Here is a 16145-nt window from a genome sequence, read left to right as displayed (position 1 = left end):
AGTGAAATAGATCCTGAAACCGTGTGCGTACAAGCAGTAGGAGCTCGCAAGAGTGACTGCGTACCTTTTGTATAATGGGTCAGCGACTTACTGTTCGTGGCAAGCTTAACCGTATAGGGGAGGCGAAGGGAAACCGAGTCTGATAAGGGCGCATAGTCGCGGGCAGTAGACCCGAAACCGGGTGATCTAGTCATGGCCAGGGTGAAGGTGCCGTAACAGGTACTGGAGGCCCGAACCCACGTCTGTTGCAAAAGACGGGGATGAGCTGTGATTAGGAGTGAAAAGCTAATCGAACCCGGAGATAGCTGGTTCTCCTCGAAAGCTATTTAGGTAGCGCCTCGGACGAATACTACTGGGGGTAGAGCACTGTTATGGCTAGGGGGTCATCGCGACTTACCAAACCATTGCAAACTCCGAATACCAGTACGTACTATCCGGGAGACACACGGCGGGTGCTAACGTCCGTCGTGAAAAGGGAAACAACCCAGACCCACAGCTAAGGTCCCAAATTCACTGCTAAGTGGAAAACGATGTGGAAAGGCATAGACAGCCAGGAGGTTGGCTTAGAAGCAGCCACCCTTTAAAGAAAGCGTAATAGCTCACTGGTCGAGTCGGTCTGCGCGGAAGATTTAACGGGGCTAAGCAGTGAACCGAAGCTTGGGGTGCATAAAACTTGTTTTATGCGCGGTAGAGGAGCGTTCCGTAAGCCTGCGAAGGTGGATTGAGAAGTCTGCTGGAGGTATCGGAAGTGCGAATGCTGACATGAGTAACGATAATGCGGGTGAAAAGCCCGCACGCCGAAAGCCCAAGGTTTCCTTGCGCAACGTTAATCGACGCAGGGTTAGTCGGTCCCTAAGGCGAGGGCGAAAGCCGTAGTCGATGGGAAGCAGGTTAATATTCCTGCACCTCGCGTGAGTGCGATGGAGGGACGGAGAAGGTTAGGTGTACCGGGCGTTGGTTGTCCCGGGGAAAGGCGGTAGGTTTGGATCTTTGGCAAATCCGGGATCCTTTAAGACCGAGCACCGAGACGAGCCTTTATGGCAAAGTCACTGATACCACGCTTCCAGGAAAAGCTCCTAAGCTTCAGCTCACGAAGACCGTACCGTAAACCGACACAGGTGGGTAGGATGAGAATTCTCAGGCGCTTGAGAGAACTCGGGTGAAGGAACTAGGCAACATGGCACCGTAACTTCGGGAGAAGGTGCACCCTTTTTGGTGGCTCATGCGAGCTATAGCTGAAGAGGGTCGCAGAAACCAGGCCGCTGCGACTGTTTATCAAAAACACAGCACTCTGCAAACACGAAAGTGGACGTATAGGGTGTGACGCCTGCCCGGTGCTGGAAGGTTAATTGATGGGGTCAGCCGCAAGGCGAAGCTCTTGATCGAAGCCCCAGTAAACGGCGGCCGTAACTATAACGGTCCTAAGGTAGCGAAATTCCTTGTCGGGTAAGTTCCGACCTGCACGAATGGCGTAACGACAGCGGCGCTGTCTCCACCCGAGACTCAGTGAAATTGAAATCGCTGTGAAGATGCAGCGTTCCCGTGGCAAGACGGAAAGACCCCGTGAACCTTTACTATAGCTTTACACTGAACGTTGAGTTCGTCTGTGTAGGATAGGTGGGAGGCTATGAAACTGTGGCGCTAGCTGCAGTGGAGCCATCCTTGAAATACCACCCTGTCGTGCTTGACGTTCTAACCTAGATCCGTTATCCGGATCAGGGACCGTGTATGGTGGGTAGTTTGACTGGGGCGGTCTCCTCCTAAAGAGTAACGGAGGAGCACGAAGGTACGCTCAGCGCGGTCGGACATCGCGCACTGTGTGCAAAGGCATAAGCGTGCTTGACTGCAAGATCGACGGATCAAGCAGGTACGAAAGTAGGTCTTAGTGATCCGGTGGTTCTGTATGGAAGGGCCATCGCTCAACGGATAAAAGGTACTCCGGGGATAACAGGCTGATACCGCCCAAGAGTTCATATCGACGGCGGTGTTTGGCACCTCGATGTCGGCTCATCACATCCTGGGGCTGTAGTCGGTCCCAAGGGTATGGCTGTTCGCCATTTAAAGTGGTACGCGAGCTGGGTTCAGAACGTCGTGAGACAGTTCGGTCCCTATCTGCCATGGGCGTTGGAAGTTTGAGAGGGGCTGCTCCTAGTACGAGAGGACCGGAGTGGACGAACCTCTGGTGTTCCGGTTGTCACGCCAGTGGCATTGCCGGGTAGCTATGTTCGGAAGCGATAACCGCTGAAAGCATCTAAGCGGGAAGCGCGCCTCAAGATGAGACTTCCCGGGGCACAAGCCCCCTAAAGGAACCATATAGACTATGTGGTTGATAGGTCAGGTGTGTAAGTACAGCAATGTATTGAGCTAACTGATACTAATGATCCGTGCGGCTTGACCATATAACCTCAAGTTGCCTTGGTCCCAACGAACGTTGGTAGATCATCAAACGCAAGCTACGTCACAAGTTAACTATGCGAGACTGGGCGCCTTAATCCGTTTCTTGGATGGCGACGCTCCAACCGTCTCCCTGGTGAAATTAGCGCTGTGGAACCACCCGATCCCATCCCGAACTCGGAAGTGAAACGCAGCTGCGCCGATGGTAGTGTGGCTCAAGCCATGCGAGAGTAGGTCATCGCCAGGGGCTTTACCCGAAACCCTCAGTCCATCAGGACTGGGGGTTTCTTTTTGTCCAAAAATCCGCAATGCAACCGCCAAAAACACCGCGCGAGGACGCACGCTGACCACCGCGTCCGCGTCCGCAGGCTCGACGCTCAGGCTGAGACAGGCACTGGTGGCACGACACGCGCCTGGCGCTTGTGCTCAAGCAGGACGCGCTAGCAAGGCCGAAGGGTCTGAATGTCACTGCAGAACCCGGACCGGCAAGGCGCACTCGGAGCAGGGCACCGATACCAGGACACGCGCTTGACGCTGAGGGCCCACTCACTGGTACTGCAGCGGCATCCACTTTGCCCTGATGATCGCAAAGCTGGATTTACCGCGTTTGGCCACCATATTGATCCGCTCCGGCGTGCCGCCGGCCTGGTCGATTGGAGATGTGCATGCCCGAGCTGCCCGAAGTCGAAACCACCTTGCGTGGGCTGGCACCGCATCTGGTCGGCCAACGCATCCACGGCGTCATCCTGCGGCGGCCCGATCTGCGCTGGCCCATCCCTGAGCAGATCGAACGTCTGCTGCCCGGCGCGACCATCACTGATGTGCGTCGCCGGGCCAAGTACCTGTTGATCGATACCGATGCCGGCGGCAGCGCGCTGCTGCATCTTGGAATGTCCGGAAGTCTGCGCGTGTTACCCGGCGATACCCCGCCGCGGGCGCACGATCATGTGGATATCAGCCTGGAAAATGGCCGTATCCTGCGCTTCAACGATCCGCGCCGGTTTGGTTGCCTGTTGTGGCAGGGCGATGCGCACGTGCACGATCTGCTGGCGGCACTTGGCCCGGAGCCGTTATCGGATGCATTTACTGGCGATTATCTGCATGCACTGGCGAGTGGCCGGCGCGCGGCAGTGAAGACCTTTCTGATGGATCAGGCGGTCGTCGTCGGCGTGGGAAATATCTATGCGGCAGAAAGCCTGCATCGCGCCGGAATCAGCCCATTACGCGAAGCGGGCAAAGTGTCATTGGACCGTTACCGGCGCCTGGCCACGGCAGTGAAGGACATCCTCGGCTACGCCATCCAGCGCGGCGGAACTACGCTGCGCGATTTCATCAGCCCGGACGGGGCGCCCGGTTATTTCGAGCAGGAACTCACGGTGTATGGGCGCGAGGGTGAAACCTGCAAGCAGTGTGGACGTTTGCTGAAACACGCCACGATCGGGCAACGCGCGACGGTGTGGTGCAGCAGCTGCCAGCGTTGAACGCCGGCCAGCTGACCCACGTTGATCGAAACACCAGCCTCCAGCTCTGGATCAGTTACGACTGCTGGCCAGTAGCCCTCGGATAACAGCAAACAGCGCGCTTGGAGCAGCAGCGGCCGATTGCTTGATGGTGCGTTGCCGTGCATCGCGCCACAATCGTGACGTCCCGTGATTGGAGTCGTCCATGCCTGCCTCACTGCGCTACTTAATGCCGATCATGCTTGTGGGTGCATCAGCGTTGCCGCTGGCAACAGGCGCATACGCGGATGAGCTTGCGTCCAGCACCAAACCTGGAGTTGAGCGCATCCAGTTGCACAACGGAGTTGTTGAACTCAGTGCTACGCCCGCCTTCGGTGGGCGCGTGCTGTCCTTCAATTTGCGTGGACACCCCAACGTGTTGAAGACCGGCGAGGCGGTTGATCAGCAGCCCGCGCCAGAAGTGTCCGCGACTGCAGGCGATATCCCGTATCTCGGCCACGATGTGTGGGTGGGGCCGCAGAGTCAGTGGTGGGTGCATCAACAGGTCAACCTCACACGTAAGGCCGCCACCGCGGTTTGGCCACCGGATCCGTATCTGTCGCTGGCAACCACACGTGCAGTCACCCGTAGTGGCGATGAACTGATGTTGGAGGGGGTGCCCAGTCCGGTCACCGGCGTGCAGCTCCGCAAGCGCGTCGCGCTTTCATCCACGCGTGCCGATACCGTGGAGGTGGAGGCCACTGCGCGCAATATCCGCAAGGATCCGATCAGTTGGGACCTGTGGTTCAACACGCGGGTTGCGGCGGGCACGCGCGTGTTCGTGCCGGTTGCCGAGGCGGCAGACATTCGCCTGCAACCACCGACCGAGCCTGGCACGGTTGCGCCCACGTATCGGCATCACGGTGGTGTGTTTGCGTTGCGCGCCGATGCACGAAAGGACGGGCTGATTCAGCGCGGCAAGGTGTTGCTGCAACCTTCGGCGGGCTGGATGGCGGGCTTTGCCGGTGATCAGGTCCTGGTGATCCGCTTTGCGCATCAGCCGCTGGCGGCGATCCATCCGGAACAGGGGCAGGTGGAGTTGTATCTGGATGCGCCGCCGCAGCATCCCGAGCGCGGGCTGCTGGAAATGGAAGTGCACGCGCCGTATCGGCAGCTGGCCCCGGGTGCGCACATGCAGGCGAACGAGCAATGGACCTTGCTGCGTTATTCCGGGCCGGACGCGCAGCAGGCGCAACAACAGTTCCTGTGCAGCAAGGCGCAGGAGCTGCAGCTGATCAATGCCTGCGCGCCTTCGTCTGCGGGGCCCTGACCTGCGCATTACCTCCGTGCCGCGCTGTGGCTATGATGTCGGCCATTCCCTGATCAGATCGATGCGCATGCAACGACGCCATTTCCTGAAGAATGCCGCTGCCGCATTGGCCGCGCTCGGTCTGCCGGCGCTGCCGCAGTGGGCGCTGGCGGCCAAGGCCGTTGGCCTGCGGCGCTTGGGGCAACCGCAGCCGTTCGACTATGCCTGGCTCAAGGGGCAGGCGCGTGCGTTGGCCACGGCGCCCTACAAGAGCCATAAGCAGCTGCTTCCCGGGCCGCTGGAAGCATTGAACTGGGATCAATACCAGTCAATCCGCTACCGCCAGGATCACGCGCTCTGGGCTGACGGCAACGGCAAGTTCCAGGCCAAGTTCTTTCACCTGGGGCTGTATTTCCATACCCCCGTGCACATCTACGACATTGTCGATGGCAAGGCGCAGCAACTGGCCTACGACCCGGCGGCGTTCGATTACGGCAGCAGTGGCCTGGGCGGCAAGCAGTTGCCCAAGGACCTGGGCTTTGCGGGCTTCCGTCTCAATACACGCAAGGACACCGACCGCGATTTCTCCGCCTTCCTGGGCGCGAGCTATTTCCGCGCAGTCGGCAAGGAAGGCCAGTACGGGCAGTCGGCACGCGGGCTGGCGATCGACACCGGCACCGGCGGGCCGGAGGAGTTCCCGGACTTCATCGCCTACTACCTGGAGCAGCCGGCAGACGATTCGAACACCGTGGTGGTGTACGGGCTACTGGACTCACCCAGCGTTGCCGGTGCGTATCGCTTCGCCATCACCAATGGCGAGGTGCTGGTGATGGAAATCGACAGCGCGCTCTACCCGCGCAAGACCATCGAGCGGCTGGGCATCGGCCCGTGCACCAGTATGTATCAGGTCGGCGAAAACGATAACCGCATGGATTGGGACTGGCGCCCGGAGATCCACGACACCGATGGCTTGGCGATGTGGACCGGCGGCGGCGAATGGATCTGGCGGCCGTTGTGCAACCCGCCGCAGCTGCGCTTCAACATGTTCGTCGATGAGAATCCGCGCGGGTTTGGCCTGTTGCAGCGCGATCGCAACTTCGACCATTACCAGGACGACGGCGTGTTCTACGAGAAACGCCCCTGCCTGTGGGTGGAACCGAAGAGCGGCTGGGGCAAGGGTTCGGTACAGCTGGTCGAGATTCCGACCGTGGACGAGACCTTCGACAACATCGTGACGTTCTGGAATCCACAGGACAAGCCGCAGCCGGGCCAGGAATTGCTGATGGGGTACCGGCTGTACTGGGGCGCGCATCCGCCGGCCAGTTCGCCGCTGGCGCATTGCGTGGCCACGCGCACCGGCCTGGGCGGCATCGTCGGGCAGAAGCGCAGCCATTTCTCGTGGCGGTTTGCGGTGGATTTTGCCGGCGGCGAACTGGCTGCGTTGACCAAGGACCCGAACGCCAAGGTCGAGGCCATCCTCCAGGTCTCGCGCGGGAGCACCGAAATCGTGTCGGCGCGTCCGCTGCATGAGCTCAAGGGCTATCGGGCGATGTTCGACCTGGTGCCGCCGGATGACAGCACCCGGCAGATCGATATCCGGCTGTTCCTGCGCGCCAACGGCAAGCCGCTGACCGAAACCTGGCTGTACCAGTGGACGCCGCCGCCGCCGAGCGAGCGCAAGATCTACTAGCGCAAGGCCACGCGCGGCCGGCAGCCACCGCGGTCCTTGCGGCAACGGCGCATCGAGATCGCGCCGGGCCGGGGAGCCGGCACGCTGCTGCTGCTGCCATCACGCGCACGCCGAAGCGGTGCGCGACCGTGCGTCTGCTAGGCCTGGTTCGTTTTGGCGACAAGCTGCATGCGTCCACGCGGACGCATGCACGCCAGCTCCACCCGGAAGCAGGTGCCGTCCTTGCCGCTGATGATGCGCAGCTCGCCTTGATGGGCACGGGCGATCTGCGCGGCCATGTGCAGGCCCAGATCGACTTCGGGCAAGGGGCGTCCGCCGGTGTGCACGTGGGTGGAGGCGTGCAGCACGTCGAGCCGGCGCGGGTCGATACCGTCCAGATTGCAGACCTCGATGCGCAGGCGGCCCTGCTCGGTCACCGCGATCGCCTTGATCAGCGAGCTCTGTTGCCCCTGCACCACGGCGTTGATCATCAGGCTGCCGAACATCTGCGCCAGGCGCACCGCATCGCCATGCACCGGTTCGTCGATGGCCACGTGCGTGGACAGCACCTGGTTCGGATACGCGGCGCGGGTTTCGTCGACGACCTGCGATAGCGCATCGAGCAGATCGCTGCCGTTGCCGTAGTCCAGCTGCAGCCAGTCGCGCTCGATGCCGCGTGCGAAATCGCTGGCAAAGTCGATCAGCTCTTCCATGCGCCGCAGGCTGCGCTGCATCGACCGGATCGCGCCACCCTGGCGCTGGTTGAGCGAGTCGATCGCCAGCATGTCCACCACCGCATGCATGGACTGCAGCGGGTTGCGCAGGTCGTGGCCAAGGATGCCGATGAACTCTTCGCGCAGCCGGGCCGAGGCGCCGACACGCCCCAGTTCGCTGCGCGCGCGCAGCGATTCCTGCGCGCTCTCTTCGGCGCGTTGTTCGGCCTGGATCTGCGCTGCCAGCAGTTGCGCCAGCAGTTCGACCTTTTCCACCAACGGCGCGTCCATGACGCGCGGCAACGGGTCCAGCGCACACAAGGTGCCGAACACGCTGCCATCGTCGAACTTGATCGGCACCGAGACATAGCTTTCGAAGCCGTACAGCCGCGGCGTGGGGTGGTCGCGGAAGACCGGGTGCTCGGAGGCATGGCCGAACCACAACGCGTTGCCCTGGGTGCGCACGCTGTCGCAGAAGGTGGTGACCAGCGGCAGCTCGTCGCCGGGCGCCAGACCGAACGCCAGGTCGTCGCGCACCTGGCAGGTGATCCAGCGCGTATCGGTCACGCGCGCGACGGCGGCGAACCCCATGCCGGTCAGACGGGTGAGAACGGTCAGGACATCGGGCACCGACGATAGCCGGCCAACACGCGCGATATCGGCGCGTAACTCGGGAGGAAGCGGACCCATGTATTGCCTCCCGACAAGTGGATGGTCGCCAGTTTACAGGACTGCGGTTGCGCCTGGTTGCGCGCGGATCGCTGCAACGGCCCCGCAACGATACGCCTCTTGATGTGTAGCGAAGATGCAGCGGCGACCGCATGCCTGCGAGGGTTTAGCGACGCATCACAGGCGCATACCAGGCAGCGCGCCAGAGCATCCGGCTGAATTCTTCAGGCTGCCGCCCCGCCGGGGTTAGCCGTCCGCTGGCACGTAAATACGGGGCCGATAATGCCGAATCATCCGGGAGCTGGAGGATCGCGAGCCGCGCATCAGGTCCATCGGGCGGGATCGGGTAACGGCCGCCGTGTGTCGCTGCAGTTGCGCGTATTCAATGCGTCGCCAGGTGCGAAACGACGTTGGCACGCCATGCCACCCGCGTCGGTGGCCATGTCGATGGCCGGTCCGTGGACGATCGGCGTGGCCAGCCGCGGGCAACCCGTCCAGCGTCGCGCTGCCCTTCCAACAGGGCGTGGGCGTTATGCGCCCGCCGGTGGCAGCGGCAATGCGATCTGCAGCGGGTCGATGCGCCCTTCGCCACGCATGATCTTCTTGAACTCGGCGCGGCTGACCGACACGTAGCGCTCGTTGCCGCCGATCTCCACCTGCGGGCCGTCCTGCACTGCGTGCCCTTGCGCGTCCACGCGCACGGTCATGGTGGCCTTGCTGCCGCTGTGGCAGATGGTCTTGATCTCCTCCAGCTCGTCGGCCCAGGCCAGCAGGAACTGGCTGCCCTCGAACAGCTCGCCGCGGAAGTCCGTGCGCAACCCGTAGCACAGCACCGGAATGCGCAGGCGGTCGACCACCTCGCTCAACTGCCAGACCTGGCCGCGATTTAGGAACTGCGCCTCGTCCACCAGCACGCAGTGCAGCGCGCCTTCGGCCTGGATGTCGCGCTCGATCAGCTGCTGCAACTCGGTGTTGCGATCGAAGGTGCGCCCATCCGCGCGCAGCCCGATCCGCGAGGCCACCACGCCGCTGCCGGCGCGGTGATCGAGCTTGGGCGTGAGGATCAGGGTGCGCATGCCGCGTTCGCGGTAGTTGTGCGCGGACTGCAGCAAGGTGGTGGTCTTGCCGGCATTCATTGCCGAGTAGTAGAAGTAGAGCTTGGCCATCGGTGGATTTTACCGGGCCGGGCGGCCGGCGGTGACAGCCATCTGCATGAACCGGCGGCGCAGGCCTGCCCGACGCGGCGCCGGTACAATGGCCCGCTCTGTTGGAAGTCTCTATGCACGGTCTCAATCCCCCGCAAAGCGCCGCAGTGCTGCACTGCGAAGGTCCCCTGTTGGTGCTGGCCGGCGCCGGCAGCGGCAAGACGCGCGTGATCGTGGAGAAGATCGCGCACCTGATCGCCACCGGCCGCTATCCGGCCAAGCGCATCGCCGCGATCACCTTCACCAACAAGTCGGCCAAGGAAATGCGCGAGCGTGTGGCCAAGCGCATCCGTGGCGATGGCGCCGATGGCCTGACCATCTGTACCTTCCACGCGCTGGGGTTGAAGTTCCTGCAGATCGAGCACGCCGCTGCCGGCTTGAAGCGCGGCTTTTCGATCTTCGATTCCGACGATGCCGCCGCCCAGATCAAGGACCTGATGCACGGCGCCAAGCCGGATGCGATCGAGGATGCCAAGAACCTGATCTCGCGCGCCAAGAACGCCGGCCTGTCTCCCGAACAGGCGATGGCGGCGGCGCGCAGCAATCGCGAAAAGGAAGCCGCCAGCCTGTACGAGCGTTATCAGGCGCGGCTGACCACCTTCAACGCGGTGGACTTCGACGACCTGATCCGCCTGCCGGTGCAGATCCTGGAGGCCAACGAAGAGATCGTACTGGGCTGGCGCGAGCGCATCGGCTACCTGCTGGTGGACGAGTGCCAGGACACCAACGATGCGCAGTACCGGTTGCTGAAAATGCTGGCCGGGCCACGCGGCAACTTCACCTGCGTGGGCGACGACGACCAGAGCATCTACGCCTGGCGTGGCGCCAATCCGGAAAACCTGCAGCAGATGGGACGCGATTATCCGGCGCTGGAAATCATCAAGCTGGAACAGAACTACCGCTGCTCCAACCGCGTGTTGCGTGCGGCCAATGCCTTGATCGCGCACAACCCGCACGAACACTTGAAGACGCTATGGAGCGACCAGGCCGACGGCGAGCGCATCCGCGTGTGGGAATGCCGCGACAGCGAGCACGAAGCGGAAAAGGTCGCCGCCGAGATCTCGTTCCTGGGGACCGCCAAGCAGGTGCCGTGGAGCGATTTCTGCATCCTGTTCCGCGGCAATTTCCAATCGCGGCCGCTGGAAAAGGCGCTGCAGCTGCTGCGCGTGCCGTATCACCTGACCGGTGGCACCGCGTTTCTGGAGCGGCAGGAAGTCAAGGACGTGCTGTCGTGGCTGCGGCTGATCGTCAATCCCGACGATGACGCCGCGTTTCTGCGCGCCGTGCAGTCGCCCAAGCGTGAGGTCGGGGCGACCTCGCTGGCACGGTTGGCCGAGCTTGCCAGTGCGAAGTCGGTACCGATGTCGCGCGCGGCCGAGTCGATGGGCGCGCTGCAGCACCTGCCGCCGCGTGCGGCCAATGGCCTGAGTGCGTTCACCGATATCCTGCGCGATATGCGCGAGCATTCGGCCACGCTGCCGGCGGGAGAACTGGTGCGCATGCTGGCCGAAAAATCCGGCCTGCTCAACGACCTGCGCAACCAGTCCAAGGACGACACCGGCTTCCAGCGCCGCAAGCGCAATCTGGACGAGCTGGCCGAGTGGTTCGAAGGCGGCCCGCGTGGTGCCAGTGCCAGCGACCTGGCCGCGCAGCTGGCGCTGTTGTCGCGCAACGACAAGGACGACGGCGGCAACCAGGTGCGCATGATGACCATGCACGCGTCCAAGGGGCTGGAATTCCGTTATGTGTTCATCGTCGGCTGCGAAGACGGCGTGCTGCCGCATGAAGTGAGCCTGGAAGAAGGCAACCTGCAGGAAGAACGCCGGCTGCTGTACGTGGGCATCACCCGTGCCAAGGAGCAGCTGTGGATGAGCCACAGCAAGTTGACGCGCAAGTTCGGCGAGCATGTGCGGCTCAAGCCCAGCCGCTTCTTCGACGAGATTCCGGCCGAAGAATTGCAGCGCGATGGCGCCGACCCGGTGGCCGATGCCGAGCGCAAGAAGGAGCGCGCCAGCGCGGGCCTGGCGGCGATCCAGGCGTTGTTCGACTAGCGCTTGTTGCGCGCTCTACGCAGGCTTGCCAGCGACACGTCTGCACGGCAGGCTGGGTTGCCCTGATGCCGGAGTGCGCCGTGACCGTCGTGATCGAAACCCCGCGTTTGCGCCTGCGCACGCTCGACCCCGAGCGCGATGCCGATGCGGTGCTGGCATTGGTCAACGACCCCGGTTTCATCGCCGGCATCAACGACCGCGGTGTGCGGACCCGCGAGCAGGCGCGTGATCATCTGCGCGAGTGGGCGCAGGCGCACCAGCAACGCTACGGCTTTGCGCACTGGGCGGTGGAGACGCGCGCCGAGGGCGCCTTTGCCGGCACATTGGGCTTGTTGTGCCGCGAAACCTTGCCGGTGCCGCATATCGGCTTTGCACTGCTGCCCGAACATCGCGGCAAGGGGTTTGTGAGCGAAGCCGGGCGCGCGGTGCTGGCGCATGCGCGCGATGTGCTGGGGTTGTCGCAGCTGTGCGCGATCGTGTCGCCGGGCAATGTCGATTCGATCCGCGCGCTGGAAAAACTCGGGCTGCAGCGGCAAGGCCTGCGCGTGTTGAGCCAGGAGGCCGATCCGGTGCTGTATTACACGATCGAGCTGGGCCCCGTCGACATGGACAGCCGGGCAGGCCTGCGGCACCCTGGCGGCGACGCTCACCGCTGAACGCGGCCGGCACAACGTAACGAGCAGTCGTCAGCGCAGCCTGGACGGCGCGGAAGAACTCCGGTGCACACTTGGCACAGGAGACTGCGCGCACCGACCGCAGCTGCCTGGCGATGAGCGCCGTCGTGGTGTCCGTCGCCCCAACCAGGACACGTGCATGCCATTGCTGGTCAACGCCTATTCCACGCTGCGCGAGCCGATGTGGCCGGATTTCCTGCCGCGCGCCGCCGTGCAGCATCGCGACCACGCCGATCCGGAACTGGCCAATCATCTGCACGGTTTTGTCGGCTACGTGAACCAGGCCGGCGACGGCCAGATGACCCAGCCGCGCTATCACCTGATGCGGCATGTGCAACGGGTACGCCAGCACTTCACGTTCGAGGTCGACGATGCGGCGTTCGGGGAATTGGCGCAGTGGGCCGAGCAAGCCAATGCGGTGTGTTTCCTGGCCGACGGCAGCGTACGCGATCCGCACGGGCGGGTGCTGATCAGCCAGGGCGAGCCGGCGATCGATGCGCAGGCGCAGGTGCCGTATCCGCCGGATGCCTTGCAGCGGCGTGCGCAGCAACTTGCGCAGCTGACCGCGCAAGGCATTCGCGTTCCACCCGGCCTGCCGCCGGTGCCTGGCGAGGCCGAAGCGCGGGTGCGCGATGCTGCGACGGTGACGCAGCGCATGCTGGGCTTGTTTGCGGTGGCCTTGCGCGCGGAGATGCTGGCCGCCGGCGATACGCCACCGGCGTTGGAAGAGATGGACGCCCGCCTGCCCGGCGTGGCGGCGGCACTGTCGCCGCAGGAGCGCGCCTTTTTTGCCCAACCCGCGCCGGAGCCGCAGCAGCTCGCCAACTTCGGCTGGCGCTACGAGAGCCTGGCCGTGCTGCAGTGGGCCCTGGGGCTGGCCGACGCGCTGCCGGAGCCGACCGACCTGTGCGATGTGCCCCTGGCTGCCCAGCGCGCGCTGGAGCATGCCGACGCGGCGACGCGGCCGTCGCTGACGCTACGGCCGGTGCCCGAACTGCTGGATGCGCTGGACCGGCACTTGCGCCTGCACTGGGCAGTGCGCCAGGCCGGCCAGAGCGAGCAACCGCCGCCGGCCGGCATCGTGCCGGGCGTGGTCTACGAGCGGCACTACGCCCTCAACTGGCTGCTGCACTTCGAAGACGCCGACTGGGACGAGGTGGATACGCCGACGTAAGCGGGGCCGGGGCGCAACCTGCGCCATCACCGCCTGGCAGGGCCCCTCGTCCGGTAGCCGGGCCGGTCGGTGCGTGCATTGCGATCGGCGTGGGCGGCGAGGTGCAGGGGGAATCTCCAAGCGCAGACCGTCGCGCTCAGGCGCCCGCCGCCTCCAGGCGCGCCTGCACCGCGGCCAGCGCCTCCTGCAGCTCGGCGACGGTGGCTTCCAGTGTTTGCACGCGCGCGTCCAGCTCGCTGTTGTCGGCGTTGCTGCGAGGGCCTGGCGCAGCGCGCGCGGCCGCAGCCTGCAACGCCTCCACATCCAGCTCGCCACTGAGCAGATGCGCATAACGCTCTTCGCGCTGGCCGCTGGCGCGCGGCAGTTGCACGGCCAGGCCGCGCTGGGTCAGCCGGTCCAGATGGTGGCGCACGTCGTCGGCATCGTTGAAGCGTGTCAGCCGCTCGCTGCGCGCGAACAGCTCGCCCAGCGTCTGCGGGCCGCGCAGCAGCAACAGACCGATCAGGGCGACCTGCTGGCGGGTCAGGTCCAGCACGCTGCCCAGCCGGTGCTCGTAGCGCTCGGCGCGCGAGGAGAACTGCTGGCGCACCAATCCCAGGGTCTCGAGTTGACGCAGGGCGTGATGCACCACGCCGGTCTGCAGGTTCAGCACCGGCTCGCGTGCGGTCTTCTGGTTGGCGGCCACCTGCGCGGCGTTGACCGTGAGCGGATACGCATCCGGCGTGGTCGCCTCCTTTTCGATCAGGCAGCCGAGCACGCGGGCCTGGGCGGTATCGAGGACGGGCGGGGAAGGTGCATCTGTCATGGGGGCGACTCCGGGGCAATCAGCGCACAAGGATATGCCGTTCCTGCATCGGCGTTCTTCAGGCCACGATCCCGCCGGCGATGCCGGCACCGGCAGCGGAAGCGAAGAGGCGGTCAGGTGCGGAGGCGGTCGGTTGCCCGCAGCGTGCGCAGGCGCATGCAGCACTCGCGCATCGCCATGAACCCTGCGATCGCGATGTCTTCTTCCATGCGCCTGCGGCACTGCCATCAGCGGGAGCGGGCGGTGCGGCGCGAACCCGCTAAAATCGCGGTCTTCATTGCCGCTCCTGTTCTGGTGGATGCCATGCGCCCCTCGCTTTACGCACCCTTGTCCCTGCTCGCCTGCACCGCGCTGGCCCTGAGCGCCTGCAAGCCCGCTGACAAGGAGCTGGCCCAGCGCGCGCAGGACGCCGCCGTGTCCGCCAATGCGGCCGCCACCGCCGCCGCCAAGACCACCCCGCAGCCCGCAGCCGCCAGCGCACCGGCCGGCGACGACAACCTCAATGCGGTGCTGTGGATGCAGCGCTCGGAGGAGTACCGCGCGGTGGCCGAGCAGACCTATCGCGCTGCTGCCGACAAGCTGGACGCTGCGCTGAAGCAGCCCAACTGGGATGCGCTGGTGCCCGAGGAGCGCGGCAATGCCGCCAGCGGGCTGAAGCCGGCGGTGGTGCTGGACGTGGACGAAACGGTGCTGGACAACTCGCCCTACCAGGCGCGCCTGCTGCGCGAGGGCAAGGAATACGACGAGCTGAGCTGGGACCAGTGGGTGGCGGAGAAGAAGGCCACCGCGATCCCGGGCGTGGTGGACTTCGCCAAGGCCGCCAACGCGCGCGGCATCACCCTGATCTACATCTCCAACCGCGCGGTGCACCTCAAGGACGCCACGCTGGCCAACCTGCGCAGCGTCGGGCTGCCGGTGGCCGACGACAGCGTGTTTCTGGGCCTGGGCACGGTGGTCAAGGGCTGCGAGCAGAACGGCAGCGAGAAGAACTGCCGGCGCCAGCTGGCCGGGCAGACGTACCGCGTGCTGATGCAGTTCGGCGACCAGCTCGGCGACTTCGTGCAGGTCACCGCCAACACCGGTCAGGCGCGGGGCGCATTGCTGCAGCAGTACCACGACTGGTTCGGCGAGCGCTGGTGGATGCTGCCCAACCCCAGTTACGGCGGCTGGGAGCCGGCGCAGTTCAACAACGACTACGGCCAGCCCTGGCAGCAGCGCCACGACGCCAAGCGCGCCGCGCTGGAGGTGGCCCGATGAGCCGCGCACCGCTGCCGCTGGCCGCGCATGAGCGGCTGATCTTCGCGCTGGATGTGCCCGGCCACGACGAGGCGATCGCCTGGGTCGACCGCCTGGGCGAGTCGGTGTCCTTCTACAAGATCGGCATGGAACTGCTGGCCTCCGGCGAGTACTTCCAGGTGCTCGACGCCCTGGCCAGGCGCGACAAGCGCGTGTTCGTGGACCTGAAGTTCTTCGACATCCCCGCCACCGTGGCCGGCACCATCCGCCGCCTGGCGCAGTGGCCGGTGAGCTATTGCACCGTGCACGGCTGGCACGCCGGCATGCTGCAGGCCGCCGCCGAGGCCAACCACGGCGACATGCGCCTGCTGGCGGTGACCGTGCTGACCTCGATGGGGCGCCCGGACCTGGCCGCGATGGGCATCGACCGCGAGCCGGTGGAGGTGGTGGTGGAGCGCGCGCTGGCCGCACAGGCGGCCGGCATCGACGGGGTGATCGCCTCCGGCCAGGAAGCCGGCCCGATCCGCAGCGCCACCGGCGCCGGGTTTTCGATCGTCTGCCCCGGCATCCGCCCCGGCGGCCCGGTCGGCGACGACCAGCAACGCACCGTGGGCGTGGCGCAGGCCTTCAACGATGGCGCCGATGCCATCGTGGTCGGCCGCCCGATCCGCCTGGCCACCGATCCGGCCGCCGCGGCGGCTGCGATCCAGGCCGAGATTCAAGCGGCGGTGGCGCAGCGCTGACGGAGCCTCCGGCGCGCGCCGGCCATGTCTAAGCAAGCAAAATCAACAAGTTAAAGCGATAGAA

General features: G+C 64.7%; 11 protein-coding genes, 2 rRNA genes and 1 other RNA gene (1 of these 14 only partly in view). 10 read left to right on the top strand and 4 right to left on the bottom strand.

Annotated elements, in window-relative coordinates:
- From H7A87_RS20135 to H7A87_RS20115, 5 genes are all read left to right on the top strand, one after another.
- Positions 1 to 2399 (top strand): 23S ribosomal RNA (locus H7A87_RS20135); it begins 482 nt to the left of the window's first position.
- Positions 2400 to 2526: 127 nt separating this feature from the next.
- Positions 2527 to 2641: ribosomal RNA gene (rrf, locus tag H7A87_RS20130) — 5S ribosomal RNA — on the top strand.
- A gap of 418 nt (positions 2642 to 3059) precedes the next feature.
- The gene (gene mutM, locus H7A87_RS20125; protein WP_119130005.1) at positions 3060 to 3875 is read left to right on the top strand and encodes a bifunctional DNA-formamidopyrimidine glycosylase/DNA-(apurinic or apyrimidinic site) lyase; all 816 of its coding nucleotides are present in this window, start codon (positions 3060 to 3062) and stop codon (positions 3873 to 3875) included.
- A 184-nt stretch (positions 3876 to 4059) separates the two neighbouring features.
- Positions 4060 to 5163, top strand: coding sequence for a DUF4380 domain-containing protein (locus H7A87_RS20120; RefSeq protein ID WP_119129931.1), 1104 nt, complete (start codon positions 4060 to 4062; stop codon positions 5161 to 5163).
- A gap of 67 nt (positions 5164 to 5230) precedes the next feature.
- Positions 5231 to 6832 (top strand): glucan biosynthesis protein D, encoded by a 1602-nt coding sequence (locus H7A87_RS20115; protein ID WP_119130004.1) that lies wholly within the window; start codon positions 5231 to 5233, stop codon positions 6830 to 6832.
- Positions 6833 to 6969: 137 nt separating this feature from the next.
- Here the strand turns inward: H7A87_RS20115 and H7A87_RS20110 are convergent, their stop codons facing one another.
- Both H7A87_RS20110 and H7A87_RS20105 read right to left on the bottom strand, forming a co-directional pair.
- On the bottom strand, positions 6970 to 8214 hold the full coding sequence (locus H7A87_RS20110) for a GAF domain-containing sensor histidine kinase (protein WP_104586277.1): 1245 nt from the start codon (positions 8212 to 8214) through the stop codon (positions 6970 to 6972).
- Between the two features lie 509 nt (positions 8215 to 8723).
- A complete protein-coding gene (locus tag H7A87_RS20105; protein WP_016904282.1) occupies positions 8724 to 9359 on the bottom strand; it encodes a thymidine kinase in 636 nt (211 codons plus the stop codon).
- 113 nt (positions 9360 to 9472) lie between these two features.
- Here H7A87_RS20105 and rep point away from each other — a divergent pair, with 113 nt between their 5' ends.
- Positions 9473 to 11449, top strand: a complete 1977-nt coding sequence (rep, locus tag H7A87_RS20100; RefSeq protein WP_016904281.1) for a DNA helicase Rep — start codon at positions 9473 to 9475, stop codon at positions 11447 to 11449.
- Between the two features lie 62 nt (positions 11450 to 11511).
- Positions 11512 to 12105 carry a GNAT family N-acetyltransferase gene (locus H7A87_RS20095; RefSeq protein ID WP_166763587.1) on the top strand — a complete coding sequence of 198 codons (594 nt, stop codon included), beginning with the start codon at positions 11512 to 11514 and terminating at the stop codon, positions 12103 to 12105.
- A 4-nt stretch (positions 12106 to 12109) separates the two neighbouring features.
- Here the strand turns inward: H7A87_RS20095 and H7A87_RS20090 are convergent.
- Positions 12110 to 12185, bottom strand: a non-coding RNA gene (locus tag H7A87_RS20090) — sX9 sRNA.
- Between the two features lie 77 nt (positions 12186 to 12262).
- Here H7A87_RS20090 and H7A87_RS20085 point away from each other — a divergent pair.
- Positions 12263 to 13297: a DUF4272 domain-containing protein gene (locus H7A87_RS20085; protein ID WP_119129929.1), complete on the top strand. Its 1035-nt coding sequence runs from the start codon at positions 12263 to 12265 to the stop codon at positions 13295 to 13297.
- A gap of 136 nt (positions 13298 to 13433) precedes the next feature.
- On the opposite strand, the gene H7A87_RS20080 is transcribed toward H7A87_RS20085, so the two are convergent.
- Positions 13434 to 14102, bottom strand: a complete 669-nt coding sequence (locus H7A87_RS20080) for a DUF480 domain-containing protein (RefSeq protein WP_119129928.1) — start codon at positions 14100 to 14102, stop codon at positions 13434 to 13436.
- Between the two features lie 294 nt (positions 14103 to 14396).
- On the opposite strand from H7A87_RS20080, the gene H7A87_RS20075 reads away from it, so the two are divergent.
- Together H7A87_RS20075 and pyrF are read left to right on the top strand one after the other, a co-directional pair.
- Entirely contained in the window at positions 14397 to 15359 is a 963-nt protein-coding gene (locus tag H7A87_RS20075; RefSeq protein WP_119129927.1) for a 5'-nucleotidase, lipoprotein e(P4) family, read from the top strand.
- Entirely contained in the window at positions 15356 to 16081 is a 726-nt protein-coding gene (gene pyrF / locus H7A87_RS20070; RefSeq protein ID WP_016904023.1) for an orotidine-5'-phosphate decarboxylase, read from the top strand. Before H7A87_RS20075 ends, pyrF begins: the two co-directional genes overlap by 4 nt.
- Positions 16082 to 16145: the final 64 nt, after the last annotated feature.

The sequence above is a fragment of the Xanthomonas sp. CPBF 426 genome (assembly GCF_903989465.1).
Taxonomy (GTDB): Bacteria; Pseudomonadota; Gammaproteobacteria; order Xanthomonadales; family Xanthomonadaceae; genus Xanthomonas; species Xanthomonas euroxanthea.
The sequence above is the reverse complement of the archived record's forward strand: the minus strand, read 5'-3'. Positions and strand labels throughout refer to the sequence as shown.

Excerpts from the sequence above, each read along its gene's own strand:
- mutM (WP_119130005.1), top strand. The coding sequence starts at position 3,060 with ATGCCCGAGCTGCCCGAAGTCGAAACCACCTTGCGTGGGCTGGCACCG.
- H7A87_RS20120 (WP_119129931.1), top strand. The coding sequence starts at position 4,060 with ATGCCTGCCTCACTGCGCTACTTAATGCCGATCATGCTTGTGGGTGCA.
- H7A87_RS20115 (WP_119130004.1), top strand. The coding sequence starts at position 5,231 with ATGCAACGACGCCATTTCCTGAAGAATGCCGCTGCCGCATTGGCCGCG.
- H7A87_RS20110 (WP_104586277.1), bottom strand. The coding sequence starts at position 8,214 with ATGGGTCCGCTTCCTCCCGAGTTACGCGCCGATATCGCGCGTGTTGGC.
- H7A87_RS20105 (WP_016904282.1), bottom strand. The coding sequence starts at position 9,359 with ATGGCCAAGCTCTACTTCTACTACTCGGCAATGAATGCCGGCAAGACC.
- rep (WP_016904281.1), top strand. The coding sequence starts at position 9,473 with ATGCACGGTCTCAATCCCCCGCAAAGCGCCGCAGTGCTGCACTGCGAA.
- H7A87_RS20085 (WP_119129929.1), top strand. The coding sequence starts at position 12,263 with ATGCCATTGCTGGTCAACGCCTATTCCACGCTGCGCGAGCCGATGTGG.
- H7A87_RS20080 (WP_119129928.1), bottom strand. The coding sequence starts at position 14,102 with ATGACAGATGCACCTTCCCCGCCCGTCCTCGATACCGCCCAGGCCCGC.
- pyrF (WP_016904023.1), top strand. The coding sequence starts at position 15,356 with ATGAGCCGCGCACCGCTGCCGCTGGCCGCGCATGAGCGGCTGATCTTC.